Source organism: Methanobrevibacter arboriphilus, assembly GCF_019669925.1.
In the GTDB taxonomy this organism is placed as follows: Archaea; Methanobacteriota; Methanobacteria; order Methanobacteriales; family Methanobacteriaceae; genus Methanobinarius; species Methanobinarius arboriphilus_A.
In genome coordinates, this window is record NZ_AP019779.1 from 349,581 (window position 1) to 365,308 (window position 15,728).

Consider the following 15,728-nt stretch of genomic DNA (forward strand, 5'->3'; position numbering starts at 1 on the left):
TATTTATATTTAAAATATTGAGAACATATTTCATTATAAATTACATTTTATTTATCAAAATGTTTTAAATAAAATTTCTAAATAACTATTTTTCATATAAAATTAAAAGGTAAAAATAATATTTTAAATTTTTACAATTTTCAATAGAATTTTTATTAATTGTTATATTTTAATTATTAATTGTTATATTATAAATATGTTTTTGTAAATATGCTTTTACACCATATCAATAATTAATAGTTAATAATGACTATTTGTAATAATTAAAACTAAAAAACTATTACTTTTAAATATAACAATTAATAAAAATTCATATGTCATTCATAATACTATAATGACTTTAAAAAATGGGGGTGAAAAATATATGAAAAAAAATAATTTATCTATAAAATTGTTAACAATGACATTAATTTTTGTATTAAGTTTAATAACAATATCTTCAGTAAGTGCAATAGAAATCGATAATTCTACTGATTTAAAACAAACAATAACAAATGCACCTAATGGATCCACAATAAACTTAGATAATGGAACCTACAAGAATAATGTAATTAACATAGTAATAGACAAAAATCTAACTATTCAAGGAAAAGATCCTGAAAATACAATTATAGATGCTCAAAAATTAGGGAAGATTTTTCTAATAAGAGAAGGAAATACATTAACATTAATAAATGTCACATTGATAAATGGTAATGCTAACTCTGGTGGTGATATGACTAATAACCATGGAGGACTTATTTTTAATTATGGAACATTAGAGATAAACAATTGTATATTTAAAAATAGTAGTGCTACAGGAGGAGGAGCTATTGCTAGTTTCTATGGAGATGTGAATATTTATAATTCTATATTTATTGATAATTCAGCCAATTATGGTGGTGGATTTTATTCTAAATATAGTAATAATATTAATATTATCAACTCTAATTTTAATAATAATTCAGCCAGTTATGGTGGTGGTGGAGCTATCAATTGTAATTTATTAAATAATGTACTAATTATTAATTCTACATTTACAAATAATACAAGCTTAACTGCTGGTGGTGGAGCTATTAATAATAATCTTTGTAGAAATATGAATATAGTTAACTCTAGATTTATTAATAATACAAATAGTTATGAAGGTGGAGGAGCCATCTATAACGGTGGAGGTAATATAACAATAAATAACTCTAATTTCACTAATAATACAGCAAGGCCAGAAAGTGATATAGGCAATGGTGGAGCCATCTATAATAGTGGCAATATATTTATTTTTGGTTCAAATTTCATTAGTAATATAGCTAAAAAAAATGGTGGAGCTATTTATAATATATTTTCTGAAAATATGAGTATTATTAATTCTATATTTATTGATAATTCAGCTGAAAATGGTGGGGCAATCTATAATAATGGTAGTCTTAATACAACTATATCTAATTCAATATTCCTTAATAATACTGCTGAAGTTAATGGTAGTGCTATCTATAATACGGATTATGTTATTATTGATGAATGGTTCCCAGAATTTAGTATGATATATAATAGTAGTATTTTTATTAATAATTCTACTTTTATTAATAATAATAAGTCTGCTATCTACAATACTGGAAACATAAGTATTAGTAATTCTAATTTAACAAAAAATGATTTGGCAGTCTATACAGAAAAAAATACAATTATAATCTCATCAAATATATTCGAAAACTATCAAGGAATATCTATAAATTCTGGAGCAGAGAACATTCAAATTATTTACAATAGAATATTCAATAATACTAATAGTACAGGTTACAATTTAGATACATCTAATCCTAACATCAATGTTGACTATAACTGGTGGGGTTCCAACTCTAATCCAAATTCAAAAATTAATGGAACAACTGTAAACAGTTATTACACTGTATTTTTTGAAGAAGTTAAAAATAAAATCCTAGCAACCACTGAAAACCATACTTTTAAGTTTAGTATTGTTTTAAATGGTACTAATGATTCTGCTGGTTTTGAAAAGTTACCTAAAATGCTTGCTAAATTTTACAATAATGATATTTTTATTGGAGAATACTCTACAGATGATTTAATAAATGTAAAATTTTCAGTTGATGAAAATAAGCTATTATTCATTATTGATGATGAAATTTATGAACAAAATATAAATTTAAACAAAACAGAACCAATAAATCCAGAAGACCCAAAAGACCCAACAAATCCAACAAATCCAAAAGACCCAACAAATCCAATAATTTCTGATAAAAATAATTCAAACAATGGATTAATAAATAATATTAACAATACAAGTAATGATACAGTTACACACGCAGCTATGAAGGAAACAGGGATACCAATAATATTAATATTAGTGTTATTAAGTAGTTTAGGACTAATTATTAGAAAAAAACAATGAAAAAACTTTCAAAGGATAATTTAATTTTTATTATCCTTTCCTTTTTATTTTTATCAATTCCCCTAAAAACATTTTCAAAAAAAGTTAAAAAATGAAAATTTCATTAAATCATTAATTAACTTATTTTATTCTTTTTAGAAATTTTCTTTATTTTTTGTAGTTTTTTATTATTTGAGGTTAATTTTAATGCTTTATTATAAATTTTTTTAGCTTTTTTATTTATATTTATTCATAACTATTTTGATTTTGAGCTTTTAAAGAATCAAAACCAACCGATTTTGAATTTGAATTATTATATACGATATTATTATTTTCACTTGAATAATTTTGAGTAATAAAATTAAAAATATCATTTAATGATTTAAAAATAGGATTATTTGTTTGATTTGTCTTTTTTCTTGATGTGGAGTATTATTGTTACTTGGATTTAAAATATCTTTCACTATTTTAATCCAATTTTTTGGAAAATTAGTAAAATTATTTGTGAAAAAGCGTTTTTCCCAATCTGGATCCTCAGTTCCCCAAACATTATTCTCAAAGTTAATAACATTTAAAGCTGAATACTCTACATAAAGCTGCATTTTCCATATAAACACCCTTTCCATGTGCTGAAGAGTTATTAACTATAAGATTATTATTAAATATTATGTTTAATGGAATAACTTCAAGTTTTTGAACAATGTAAATTAAACCTCCAAATTCTGCAAAATTATTATAGAATATAGAATCTATTACAGTTGTTTTATCTAATGTGAAAATTGTCCGTTAAAATGGGAAGAAAAACCTATAAAAATGATAGTCCTAAATTAAAAAAGGAGGTTTAGGGTATTTAACAAGAGCATTAACTAATAATATGTTAATATTATCTCTAAAAGAGTATTCAGAATTAATACAGTTTCAAAAGTAGCATTTGATGTTATAGGTAATGAAATAATGGAATTTAAAAGAAATGAAAAATCATTCCTAGGATATGTATTATAAAAAATTTTAAGGCAGGTAAATAATTACCATCCTATTATTCTTGCATATTTGATAGCTAACTTTTTATTAAGATTAGATGAAAAACTAAGCAAGAATTGTTTATTATACCAGCTATAATAAGTTTTATATTTGTGTATTTTTATATAACCTGCAAGTTTACTTATTCCTCCTTTTTTATACTGGAAATAGTAGTTAAGTTTAATATCATTATTTCCATCATAATAAGCTTTAATTCTAAGCTTATTTTTAAGATAAATTGAAGGGATAAATCCATTTATTTTTATTTTTTCATTTGCTGTTTTAAATAATTTATATTTTTCAGCACTATACAAGGAAGTTTCATAATGAGAAAATGATTTTTTAATTTTTCCGTTGAGGTAAGCTATAATATTATATATTTTGTATTTCGCATAAGTGTGACCAAATTTTTTAAATTTTTTAACAAGTTTGCCAGTTATTTGATCTTTCACAATTTCTTTCCCAGTTAATGTGTATGTGTGAGTATATTCTGATTTTGCGTATGTTGAATCACCATCAAATAATAATTTAACAGTATATTTTTTAAATTCTCCAACTGGAATTAGTAAAAGATTATTTTTCCCATAATATGTTTTTCCATCAACGATTGCTTTTAATTGTTTATTAATTTCTGTTTCTTTATGATTTAATAAGGAATAATAAATAAAATAATAATAGCTGTTTAAATGAGTTTCGGTTATTTTAATTTTACTTGGTATTTTATTATTTATAAGCACAGTATTGGTTATTTTATAATTTCCATCCCATAAATAAAATGAAATTTCACCTTTACAGATAATGCCATCTATAATTGTTGTGATAATACCATTATTATCTGTTTTTAAATCGTTGCCTGAAATGAGATCTATTCCATCTTCTATCCAAGACCCATCTTTATATACAACTAGTGATTTACCTTTATAAGGAGGATTTAGATAAGAATCTAATGAATATCCTTTAAGAGGATTTTCATGATTATCTGTTAATTTTATTGTTATTTTTGTTCTATAATTAGCTAAATTCTCTAAGTTAATACTTGCTTTTGCTTTACCATAGTTAACTTTCAAATCACTTTGATTATAGAAATAATTATCATAATAGAACATCCTGGCATTATAATAACCAGTGGGAAGACTACTAAGATTAAACGTAGCTTTACCTTTTTCATTAGTTTTTTTTGTTTCCCCAAAAAAATTCACACTAGAACTGTATATATCCAATTTAACTTCTTTATTATGTAATGGTGTGCCATTTTCTTTTAAAGTAATTGTAACATCTGAATTTTCACCATAGGTTATATTGTTTTTGTTTAAACTTAAAGTTATATTATTAGTTGCATTTACTGGTGATAACGCAAAAATCCCAATCAATATGAGAATGCTTAAAAATATTAATAATTTTTTCATAATTATCCCTCTTTATAATATTAATAATTCCTTATTATTATTTTTTATTACTTTTCTCTTTCTTTTTTGTTCTTAATAAATTTTTCAATTTAATTATTCAACACAGAAACTTTAAGGAGCTCCAATTAACATGATAGAAAACTAATATATTAAAAATATTAGTACTAACGCCGACCCTACACCTGTTGAAGAATTATATAAAATATTATTTAATCATAAAGGTACTTTAATTAAAAGACAATTATTTAAATATGTTGAAGATTGTAGTGAAAGAGGAGCTATTTATTCTAAGTTTTTAAAAGACAGAAATTCTTTACATAGTTCTCCTATCACTGCCACTAAGCAAAAAAGTTTAGAAGAGTGTTTATAAATTTTTTAAATAATTTATATTAGCCTTTTTCATTTGAAATTATTAGTATTGGGCTGCAAAAGTAATTATTTCAAGTGTATTATTTTTTTATAGTTATTTTGGTTTTTTAGATTAGCTGAAAAATTTTTACATTTTAGTTTTTTATCCAAAATTATAAATATTTCTCGTATCATATTTTAAACTGAAGCTTTTGAAAATAGTTTAGATATTTATATAAATCCTTAGAGAATATTATCAAAATAGGAAAACAAGTTATAATAAAATAAATAAACAAACAATTCATATAACAAAATGAAAAAATAAAATTATTAGGAGAATTAGATAATATGTTTGTAGCACCTAATTGGTTTGAAGGATGGTTAATACAATTTGTAATGTTTATAGTAATACCCTTAATTATAGCAATAATCATAGGATTAATAATTAAAAGAAAAAAAGATAGTAAAGGATTAGGTCTTATTAGTATAGGAATATCTTTTATTATAATACTTCTTATTATGATGCCAGTAGGTAGTGTATTTTGGCATTATGCTTATGAAGTGCCATCTGTTCAAGAAAAAATAATCACAGTTCAAGAATGGCAACCTAAAGCAGGTATTAAATACAATACTGAAGGTGTTATGACAATAGACAATGCTGATCAATTAATGCTAATTACAACAGAAGGAGAAGGGTTTTTAAATGAAGAAAACTTCTTATTCCAAAAATTTAATACAAGAGACATTTTCAATGACTTAAAAATTAATGGAACCTATAAAATTAAATATTATGGGTGGAGAAATGGATTTAATAGTGGTTTTCCTAATATATTATCAGTAGAAAAAGTAATTAATGAAAATGGAACAACAAATAATAAATATGGTGATTATTTCGGAGTTAAGCTAGCAAAAGAATAAAAAATTTCATCTTTTGCTAACTACGAATATATTAAAAGCACTTATAAAAACATAGAAAAGATTATAGAAAATTAATAATAATAAACTTTGATATCTTGAATAAATATGTTTTCATACAATCGAATTTTTAAACTGTTTTTTCCATATCCTTTAAAAGTTTTATAAGAAATCTTAGTGCCTTTAATATTAGTTAAAAGTAATTTAACTGCCTTAATTTTGTATTTTTTATTTTTAGTTATAATTTTAACATTTTGATATTTAATTATTGGTATATTACCAAATTGTGTAATCTTATAATCACCTTTTTGCACTGCTTTAGCATTAGCTTTTCCACTAAACAAATAATTGACTAATGTAAAATTATTATTATAATAGTAAGAATAGAAACTTTCATTTTTAATCTTTCCTTTAGTAAAATAATTAATAGTAACTTTATCAACAAAAATATTATCTTTATTTAAGATATCTATTTTCAAATAGTTCCTATTTTTCCCAGTATAATTTTTATAAAGAAAATTCCTAAATTTATATGTTTTATTATCAGTGACAGAATATCTTACATTTATTGATCTAATTTTATATTTATTTTGATAATTTTTTTTAATATTAATCTTATAATATTCTTTAGATTTATTATTTTTAAATGCAGAAACTTGTTCAACATTGGAAATCTTCTTATCGATATTAGAAGAAAAAGAACCTTTGTATTGAGTTAATTTCTCACTACTATCACTAGCTGCAAAACTTGCATTCATTGCAAAAACAGCCACAAGAGCAACCATACTAAAGATCAAGAAAACCCTACTAAACTTCATTCAAACCTCCCATAACTTAAATTTCCATAGTAATAAAAAATTCATTTTAAAACTTATAAAAATGAAAAATTTTTATAAATAAATAAAGTAAATACTTATCATTAAATATTAATATATAATCATATAAATGTATTCATAAATTTAGTATTCATAAATTTATAAAAAATAAAGAAAATAAATAAAAAAATAATATAAAAATCTTTATAAACCTTAAAATCTAATTAATAAAATTTAAAAATAATAACAAATTATGAAAAATATTTATAAGAAAAATTTATAAAAAATTTTCTTCACTAAAAAATAAATAAATATCTTATTTTAATAATTTATCTCAGTTTTCAGAGGATAAAAATTATTGAAAATGAACAAAAAGTTCATAAATCAATTCTTAAATTATATCCTCATCAAACCTTTCAATTTTGTTAAATATCAAATTATATGTTCAAATGCTTTAATCCTAATTGTTACTGGATTGTTACTTTACTTTTTTCTTGACATCTATAAGCATTGAACTATAAGATATTAATTGCATAAATATGCATTAAATATTATAATCAAATTAACATATATAGTTATCTAATATTTAAATAATAATATATTTCGCCATAATTAAGATTCATTTAGTATTTTTTCAGCTATAAGATAAATATAATTAGATAACAAATAGATTGATAACCTATACATTAGATAAACTATAAATTAAATAATATAAAAAATAAATCAATATTTTAATAAAAAAATAATAATAAAAAAGCAAGAATAAAAAAATAATGAATATACTTAAAAAAAGTTGAAAAACAACAATGAACAATAAGATTTAAAAATAAGAAAGAAAAGTTAATTAATGAGTAATTACCATCCTCTTTCTTGCATACGCTCATTTTCAGCTATCTCAGAGATTTCAACCCCTTTCATAGCTTCACCTAAACCTTTTGAAACATCAGCTAAAACTTCAGGTTTATCATAATTTGCTGTAGCTTCAACAATAGCTTTTGCAAATTCTTCAGGGTTTTCAGATTTGAAAATACCAGAACCAACAAAAATACCATCAGAACCTAATTGCATCATAAGAGAAGCATCAGCAGGAGTAGCTACACCACCAGCAGCAAAATTAACAACAGGCAACTTACCAATTTCTGCAACCTCTTTTACAAGTGGGAAAGGAGCTTCAATAATTCTAGCGAAATTTCTTAATTCTTCTTCGTTTTTACCTTGAATTTCACGGATTTCAGAAGTAACCATTCTCATATGACGAACCGCTTCAACAATGTTTCCAGTACCAGGTTCACCTTTAGTTCTGATCATAGCTGCACCTTCATCAATTCTACGTAAAGCTTCCCCTAAGTTTCTTGCTCCACATACAAATGGAATAGTGAATTCTTTCTTATTAATATGATATTCCTCATCAGCAGGCGTAAGTACTTCACTTTCATCAATCATATCTACACCTAAAGTTTCTAAAATCTGAGCTTCAGCTATATGACCAATTCGTGCTTTAGCCATAACAGGTATTGAAACTGCTTCAACAATTTCCTTAACCTTATTTGGATCAGCCATTCTAGCTACTCCTCCACTAGCACGAATATCTGCAGGTACCTTTTCTAAAGCCATTACTGCAACTGCACCAGCATCTTCAGCAATACCTGCTTCTGTAGCATTAACAACATCCATAATGACTCCACCTTTAGTCATTTTTGCGAATCCTTCTTTTAAAACATCAGTTCCTTTTTTCATACATATTCTCCTTAAATTACCAATATCATATCATCATAATAAAAATATTATTATTAAAAATATTATTAAAAATATCGTTATTAATATTGTTACTAATATTATTATTAATATTATTAATTTTTTATTATTAACTTTCATGAAAGTTATAAATTAATTAAAAATATTAAAAATATTAAAAATATTAAATATCTTTAACCAATATAGAGTTTTTTCCTTATTAATAATAAAACTTTCTAAAAAAGAGATGAAAAAATAATAGTTAGAAAAAGGTTTAATAATGATAAGAAATAAACTTTTAGAATAAAATAAAAGTTAAAATTAATTACTAAATAATCAATAAATATTAAATAATCAATAAATTAGATAATTATTACAAATTTTCATGATAATAATCAATAGTGTGATAAAATGGCAACAGGAACACTTATATTCTCACATATAATTCCCGCAGTTTTAGGATTTTTCGGAGTATTACTTTTAATATCTGGAATAATGGATAATGAGAAAAAAATAACAATTATAGGAGCTTTATTATTTATAATAGCAGCTATAAGTCCATTTATAGTACTACACTTTGTTATTTAATAAAATATAAAAATATTTACAAAAATATAAAATTAAATAATTCTTATTTCTCCATTATGTAATGCAGACCCAACTAATGCTTTATTAATACCAAATTTTTCTATATTAGGAATCTCTTCCTTATTTATACCACCACCAAGAATTAATTTATCTTTAAACTCAGAAAATTCATTTAATAATTCAGTATTAAATCCTTTTTTTGTTCCAACATTAGATATATCTAACAATATAATCTCATCAGGATCAATTTCAATCAAATCTTTTTTAAAATCATCTAAACTAACTTCAAAATTAGAAAGTAACTCTCCATTTTTAATATCTACACTAACAATAATCCTTTCCTTTGGATACTTATCAAAAATTTTATACAGCTCTTCAATAGATTCAAGAGTTTCACTAGCAACAATTAACTTATTTGCAAATTTTAAGAAAAAATCAAATGATTCTAAATTCCTTATTCCACTATCCAACATAACAGGGAGAACTGTGTTTATCATTTTAATTTTATCAAGATTATGTCCTCTTTTTTCAATTAAATCCAAATCGGCAATATAAATCTGTTTTGCACCATTAAATTTAAGATTATTGGCAAGTGAAATAGGATCACTATTTGAAGCAAAAATAGAATTAAGAGGAGTGTAAGTATCCCTATTTCCTGACTTTCCAGAAACAGCCATAGAGTTCATCAAATCCAATACAGGTATTACTTCTAACATTAAAAACCTCCAAATATAAATATTCTAAAAATTACATACTTAAAAGCTATTTTTCTAATTTTTTAATCATACCTTTAATTTCATTTAATTCATCCCGAGTTTTTTCAAACTTTTCTATTAACAATTTATTTTGCTCATCAAGTTCTTTATCTCGAGTAACTTTCTCTTCACGGAATTTTTGAAATATAGAACTTGCTAAAGATGCAGTAGCAAATGTAGCAAAAGAAACTCCACTAACAATTAAAAAAGCAGCTGTAACTCTTCCAGCTAAAGTAAAAGGCACAATATCACCATATCCAGTAGTGGTTACTGAAACTAATGAAAACCAAATTGCATCTTCAAATACAACTATATTTGGATTAAGATTAAACTCAAAAATATAAAATAAAACAGACCCTATAATGAATATAGCAGTAATAGCAATTATACCATAGCCAAGCCCATTTTGTTTTGAGAATGAAATAAAATTAGATCCTAAAAGTTTCAAAGTATAAAGTAAAGCAAATAAATGTAAAATTCTAAAAACATACAATACTGTATAAACTCCTGCACCCATATCATACCCCCAAATAGAGAGAAAAATAAATTCAAATGGGATAACTGCAAGAATAATTATTAATAAGTTAGGAAAATACTTTTTAATATTTTCAAAAAAGAAAAAATTGATAGCTAAAAAGAATATTAAAAGTATTGAAACAATTAAATCAAAGTTAGCAACAATATATTGATTATAATGTTGAAAAGGGAATATTGACCCTAAAACTAAAATAACTATGTCTGCAATAATCAAAAACAAAAATATTGTCAATAATGCCTGAAAAATGTTTCCTATAGTATTTTTAAGCTGATAATTAATTATAAACACCCACCAAATGTTACTAAACTTCTTAAAATATTTACAATCGAATAAAAATATTAAATTTAAATTAAATTTAAAAATTACATAAAATTCAGATTTAAAAATTGAATTTAAATTTAGATTTAAAGATTACATTAAAATTTTATTTTTAATCAAACCAGTTATATATTTTTATTAGAGCTATTAATATATGAATATTTCTAAAAATAAAATATAATAAGAATAATTGGAAAATATTAGAAAATTAAAAATTGAGATATTATAAAAAATTTTTTCTTTTGCTAAATAGCAAAATTTGAGATATAATAGCTAAAACTGGTAGTTCTATTAAAGGCCCTATAACTAATGCTAAAGCAACTAAAGGTTGATTTGGAAAAGCTATTACAGCTATAGCTAAAGCAATTGGAGAATTTCTTGCAAGGGTAGTCATAGATAAGCTAACTGAATCTGCATAACAAAAATTTAATTTGTTAGTTAACAATCTACCTATAAAAAAGTTTAAAATGAAAAATAAAAACATTGGAATAAGTAAAAGTAAAATAACCCACAAATTATTAACCAATAAATAACCATTTGAAGCAAACATACAAAAAATAGCTAAACTCAAAAAAATAATTTGAGAAGACTCAAAAAAACTAAAAAAATTATCTTTAAAACGATTTAATGATTTCATATTTGTAAAAAGATATCTAGCTATTTGAGCTAAAATAAATGGTAAAAAAACCATAAGTAATATGCTTTCAAGTAAAATTCCATAATCAAATGAACCAAAAACACCAAAAAATAATAATAAATATATTGGAAGAAGTATTATTTGTAATATTAAATTTAAAGGAAGAATTGAAGTAGAAAGAGGAAGATTTCCTTTAGCAATATCTGTAAAAATCAGATACCAATCAGTACAAGGAGTCACCATCAACATTATAAACCCAACCCAAATATCTATATGTTGATTTAGAAAGATAGCTCCAAGAATATAAGCAAATAAAGGAGTCCAAATAAAATTCATTAAAAGAGTAACTTTTGCAAATTTAAAATTAGAGAAACTCTTCTTAAAATCTTTAAGAGATATAGATCCAAATATACCAAATAGCATCAAAAATAAAAAAGGTATTATAAAATAGCCAGCACTATTATTAATTATTGATAGTTGTCCAAAAACTAGCCCAAATATTATAGCAACAAGTATTATAATGGATTGAAATTTTTCTAAAGCATTCATATTATCGGTTGGAATAAATCTGTTAGAATAAATTATAATATTTTAAAGAATCATTGAATTTTAGAACTTTACAAATAAGTCTTATTAATATAAGATTATATGAATAGTAATAAAAACTATACAAATAGTAATAAAAATTATATAAATATTAATAACTTGATATGAGTATTAATAAATATTAAATTAAATATTAATAAATTTTGTAATTATTAAAATAAATATTATAATATTTTAATATATATTATAATGTTTATATTATTATAATAATTATATATTATTAATATGATATAATATTACTACTACTTATAATGTTAATATTACGGCAGATATTAAAATTATTTATAAATTATTCTTTCTTCTTTTTAAAACTAAGTTTATCTTTTAAAGAATCAATAAATTTAAACTCTGTCTCATATTCTGGTGAATTACCATATCCACAATTAGGACAATGTACTGTCTGACATTCTCTTTTTCCACAGCCCTGACAGCTTCTACCAATAATTTTCTCATCAAATTCATAGCCACACATTCTACATTGCATATTCTCACCACCACTTAAATAATATATAAGTTACTTATAATAATTAAATTTTTTAAATATAATAAAAATAAAGAAAAAATATACACAAATTGATTTGAATATAATTATAAAATTAAATAAAAATTTCAATAAAAATGAAATTTTGTTAAAATAAAATTTTAATTAAAATAAAAATAAAATTGTATTAAAGTAAAAGTCTATATTAAAATAAAAATAAAGGATAAAAATCCTTTATAAAACTTTTACAAGATATATCAATCAGTTATATCAACCAAAACCTAAAAGGGTTCCACCTTGATATACAATGAACGACACAATATATGCAGTTACTGTAGTAACACCTACCATGGCTAATGGCCATCTCCAAGAGTTTGTTTCTTGTTTTATAGTACCCAAAGCTGCAAAACATGGAACATATAGTAATACAAATACTAAGAACGCATATGCAGAAAGCGGTGTGAAAATCTCATGCATTGCCGATTCAATGCCCGCTCCTTCTTCAGCAACTCCGAAGAGGGAACTGAAAGTTCCTACAACCACCTCCTTAGCTACTACACCAAATATTAAAGCTACAGAAGGTTGCCATTCACCAAATCCTAATGGTCCAAAAATTGGAGCTACAACAGTACCAATCTGTCCAATTACAGATTCTTGAGATCCATAATCAACTCCAACTGGTACACTACTTAAAACCCACACTACAATAGAAGCTGCAAGGATAATTGTACCTGCTTTTCTAATGAAACCATAACCTTTTTCCCAAGTATGAATAAGTACACCTTTTATAGAAGGCAGCTTATAAGAAGGTAATTCCATAACAAAAGGAGTTGTAATTCCCTTAAATGCAGTGTTTTTAAGAATTGCAGCAATTATAATAGCTACAGCTATTCCAAGAAGATATAACGAGAATATAACTTCACCTTGGAAAGCAGTAAAGAAAGCAGCGACAAATAATACATAAACAGGTAATCTAGCAGTACAAGACATGAAAGGAATTATCATCATTGTTAATATCCTATCTCTTTCATGCTCCATTGTCCTAGTAGCCATAATTCCTGGAACACCACATCCAAATCCTAAAATCATTGGAATAAATGCTTTTCCATGAAGACCTACAAATTTATGCATGATCCTATCCATAACAAAAGCAGCTCTTGCAAGGTATCCTGAATCTTCAAGAATACTAATCATCAAAAACATCAAAAATATTTGAGGTAAAAATACAAGTACTCCACCAACACCACCTATAATACCATCAACAAGTAGTGAAGAAAACCAAGATTCACCAAGCACTGCTAATATACCATCTCCAAGCATGACAAATCCAGTATCAAGAAGATCTTGGAATGGTGCTCCAACAGTAAAAGTAATTTGAAATATAATCCACATTATAACTAAAAATATTGGAAGTCCTAATATTCTATTAGTAACTACTCTATCAATTTTTTCAGTGATTGTCTGTTTTTCTACTTCTGGTTTAGTAATAGCTTCTTTAACCAAACCATCAATATAAGAATATCTATAATTAGCAACAACTTCTTCAGAAGACTCGCCAAAAACATTTTTAAAATGTTTTTTTAATTTTTCAACTTCATTGAATATTTCAATAAAGTTTGAAGCAGTTTTAACTTTTTCAACTATTATATCATCATCTTCTAACAGTTTTATAGCTGTCCATGATGATGGAACATCAGATAATTCTTTATTCTTTTCAATAAGATTTTTAAGATCATCAAGATGTTCAGTTAACTCTGTACCATAAACTAATTTTTTACTACTATCAATAGGGTTTTTAGCAGCATTTTGAACGGCTTCCAATAATTCTTCTTTTCCAGTATTATCAATAGCCTCAATCTCTACAACAGGAACTCCTAAAAGTTCAGATAACATATTTGTATCGATATCATATTCTTTCTTTTTAGCAAATTTATTCATATTAAGAGCAATGACTAAATTTGCACCAAGTTCCATCATTTGAGTAGTTAAATATAAATTTCTCTCAATATTAGTTGCATCAATAATATTAACTATAACATCTGAATTTTCATCAACAATAAAATCTCTAGAAACTATCTCTTCAATAGAATGAGCACTAAGAGCATAATTTCCTGGAAGATCAATTACATCAATTCTCGAATCGTTGAAATTTAGATGACCTTCTGCTTTTTCTACTGTTTTACCAGGCCAATTTCCAACATGCTGTCTAAGACCAGTCAATTGATTGAATAAAGTTGTTTTACCCACATTAGGATTTCCAGCTAATCCTATTTTTATACTATTCATTAATTTCCACCTTATTAAAAATGATAAATTTATGGAAAAATCAAGTATGAACTAAAAATTATTTTAAATAATTACTTTAAATATTCTTAAATATTATTTCTTTTTAAATATTTTTATTAAATATTATTTTAAATAAATATTTTTTAAATAAATATTATTTTAAATTATTTAAAAAATTAATATATTTTTATTTTTAAAAATTAAAAATCAGTTCACCACTTGAACTTTGATATTTTCTGCCTCATTTTTACGAAGACAAATTGAATATCCTTTTAATCTAAATTTAATAGGATCTCCTAAAGGAGCTACTTTTTCTAAAGTAATTTCAGAACCTTTAACAAACCCCATACCTAAAAGATGCCTTTTTAATTCAACATCTCCTCTATCAGAAAAAGAAACAATAGTTCCTCTTTCACCATTTTTAAGTTGATTTAATGTTTTTATTGAATTAATATTTTTTTCCTCCATTTTTTCACCTTTTCACTTTGATTTAAATTAATTAAAAATAATTTAAAGATTTAATTTATCTAAAAATTTATAAATAATCTAAAAATATTATAAATAAGTCTAAGTATAAAATAAATTTACTTAATATAATAAAAATTTAGGAATGCCTAAATGATAATCGATATTTCTAGAAATCGATATTTTTAAACATTATATTTTTATTATTTCAATTAATTTTCATACTTAGAATAAATATATTTGATAATACCTAAATTTATTTATATTTAGGAATGCCTAAATGAAAGTTCTTATTTAGGAATACCTAAAGACAATTTTATATTTCTAGTATTTAGTATATAAATTTTTAGGTAAAGTTAGGTGAACAAAAATTGTATTATAAAATCTATTAAATTTAGGTAAGCCTAAACTAGTACTATATTATTATTTCATCATATATAAATGTTTAGGT

At 23.8% G+C, this 15,728-nt stretch carries 13 protein-coding genes; 3 read left to right on the forward strand and 10 right to left on the reverse strand.

All coding sequences use genetic code 11. From position 1 onward, the window contains the following. Nucleotides 1-364 precede the first annotated feature (364 nt). Complete coding sequence (locus MarbSA_RS01415; protein ID WP_221061695.1) at nucleotides 365-2,386, forward strand: hypothetical protein; 2,022 nt, start codon at nucleotides 365-367, stop codon at nucleotides 2,384-2,386. Nucleotides 2,387-2,739: 353 nt separating this feature from the next. Here MarbSA_RS01415 and MarbSA_RS01420 read toward each other — a convergent pair whose 3' ends face one another. Continuing rightward, entirely contained in the window at nucleotides 2,740-2,967 is a 228-nt protein-coding gene (locus MarbSA_RS01420) for a hypothetical protein (RefSeq protein ID WP_221061696.1), read from the reverse strand. A gap of 423 nt (nucleotides 2,968-3,390) precedes the next feature. After that, on the reverse strand, nucleotides 3,391-4,791 hold the full coding sequence (locus MarbSA_RS01425) for an Ig-like domain-containing protein (RefSeq protein ID WP_221061697.1): 1,401 nt from the start codon (nucleotides 4,789-4,791) through the stop codon (nucleotides 3,391-3,393). A gap of 696 nt (nucleotides 4,792-5,487) precedes the next feature. On the opposite strand from MarbSA_RS01425, the gene MarbSA_RS01430 reads away from it, so the two are divergent. Next, a complete protein-coding gene (locus MarbSA_RS01430; protein ID WP_054834627.1) occupies nucleotides 5,488-6,057 on the forward strand; it encodes a DUF1523 family protein in 570 nt (189 codons plus the stop codon). A gap of 71 nt (nucleotides 6,058-6,128) precedes the next feature. Here the strand turns inward: MarbSA_RS01430 and MarbSA_RS01435 are convergent, their stop codons facing one another. Together MarbSA_RS01435 and pdxS are read right to left on the reverse strand one after the other, a co-directional pair. Beyond that, nucleotides 6,129-6,872: a hypothetical protein gene (locus tag MarbSA_RS01435; protein WP_054834626.1), complete on the reverse strand. Its 744-nt coding sequence runs from the start codon at nucleotides 6,870-6,872 to the stop codon at nucleotides 6,129-6,131. Nucleotides 6,873-7,724: 852 nt separating this feature from the next. Beyond that, a complete protein-coding gene (gene pdxS, locus MarbSA_RS01440; RefSeq protein WP_080459877.1) occupies nucleotides 7,725-8,606 on the reverse strand; it encodes a pyridoxal 5'-phosphate synthase lyase subunit PdxS in 882 nt (293 codons plus the stop codon). A gap of 408 nt (nucleotides 8,607-9,014) precedes the next feature. Here pdxS and MarbSA_RS01445 point away from each other — a divergent pair, with 408 nt between their 5' ends. Then, entirely contained in the window at nucleotides 9,015-9,191 is a 177-nt protein-coding gene (locus tag MarbSA_RS01445) for a hypothetical protein (RefSeq protein WP_197016911.1), read from the forward strand. Nucleotides 9,192-9,223: 32 nt separating this feature from the next. Here the strand turns inward: MarbSA_RS01445 and MarbSA_RS01450 are convergent, their stop codons facing one another. The 6 genes from MarbSA_RS01450 to MarbSA_RS01475 form a co-directional block, all read right to left on the reverse strand. Beyond that, nucleotides 9,224-9,907 (reverse strand): HisA/HisF family protein, encoded by a 684-nt coding sequence (locus tag MarbSA_RS01450; RefSeq protein ID WP_054835384.1) that lies wholly within the window; start codon nucleotides 9,905-9,907, stop codon nucleotides 9,224-9,226. Between the two features lie 46 nt (nucleotides 9,908-9,953). Then, on the reverse strand, nucleotides 9,954-10,772 hold the full coding sequence (locus MarbSA_RS01455; RefSeq protein WP_054835383.1) for a potassium channel family protein: 819 nt from the start codon (nucleotides 10,770-10,772) through the stop codon (nucleotides 9,954-9,956). Between the two features lie 253 nt (nucleotides 10,773-11,025). Further along, the gene (locus MarbSA_RS01460) at nucleotides 11,026-11,988 is read right to left on the reverse strand and encodes an arsenic resistance protein (protein WP_054835382.1); all 963 of its coding nucleotides are present in this window, start codon (nucleotides 11,986-11,988) and stop codon (nucleotides 11,026-11,028) included. Between the two features lie 346 nt (nucleotides 11,989-12,334). Further along, nucleotides 12,335-12,529 carry a hypothetical protein gene (locus MarbSA_RS01465; protein ID WP_054835676.1) on the reverse strand — a complete coding sequence of 65 codons (195 nt, stop codon included), beginning with the start codon at nucleotides 12,527-12,529 and terminating at the stop codon, nucleotides 12,335-12,337. A gap of 267 nt (nucleotides 12,530-12,796) precedes the next feature. Then, a complete protein-coding gene (gene feoB / locus MarbSA_RS01470; RefSeq protein ID WP_221061698.1) occupies nucleotides 12,797-14,812 on the reverse strand; it encodes a ferrous iron transport protein B in 2,016 nt (671 codons plus the stop codon). Between the two features lie 207 nt (nucleotides 14,813-15,019). Continuing rightward, nucleotides 15,020-15,280 carry a FeoA family protein gene (locus tag MarbSA_RS01475; RefSeq protein ID WP_042704054.1) on the reverse strand — a complete coding sequence of 87 codons (261 nt, stop codon included), beginning with the start codon at nucleotides 15,278-15,280 and terminating at the stop codon, nucleotides 15,020-15,022. Between the last annotated feature and the right edge of the window lie 448 nt (nucleotides 15,281-15,728).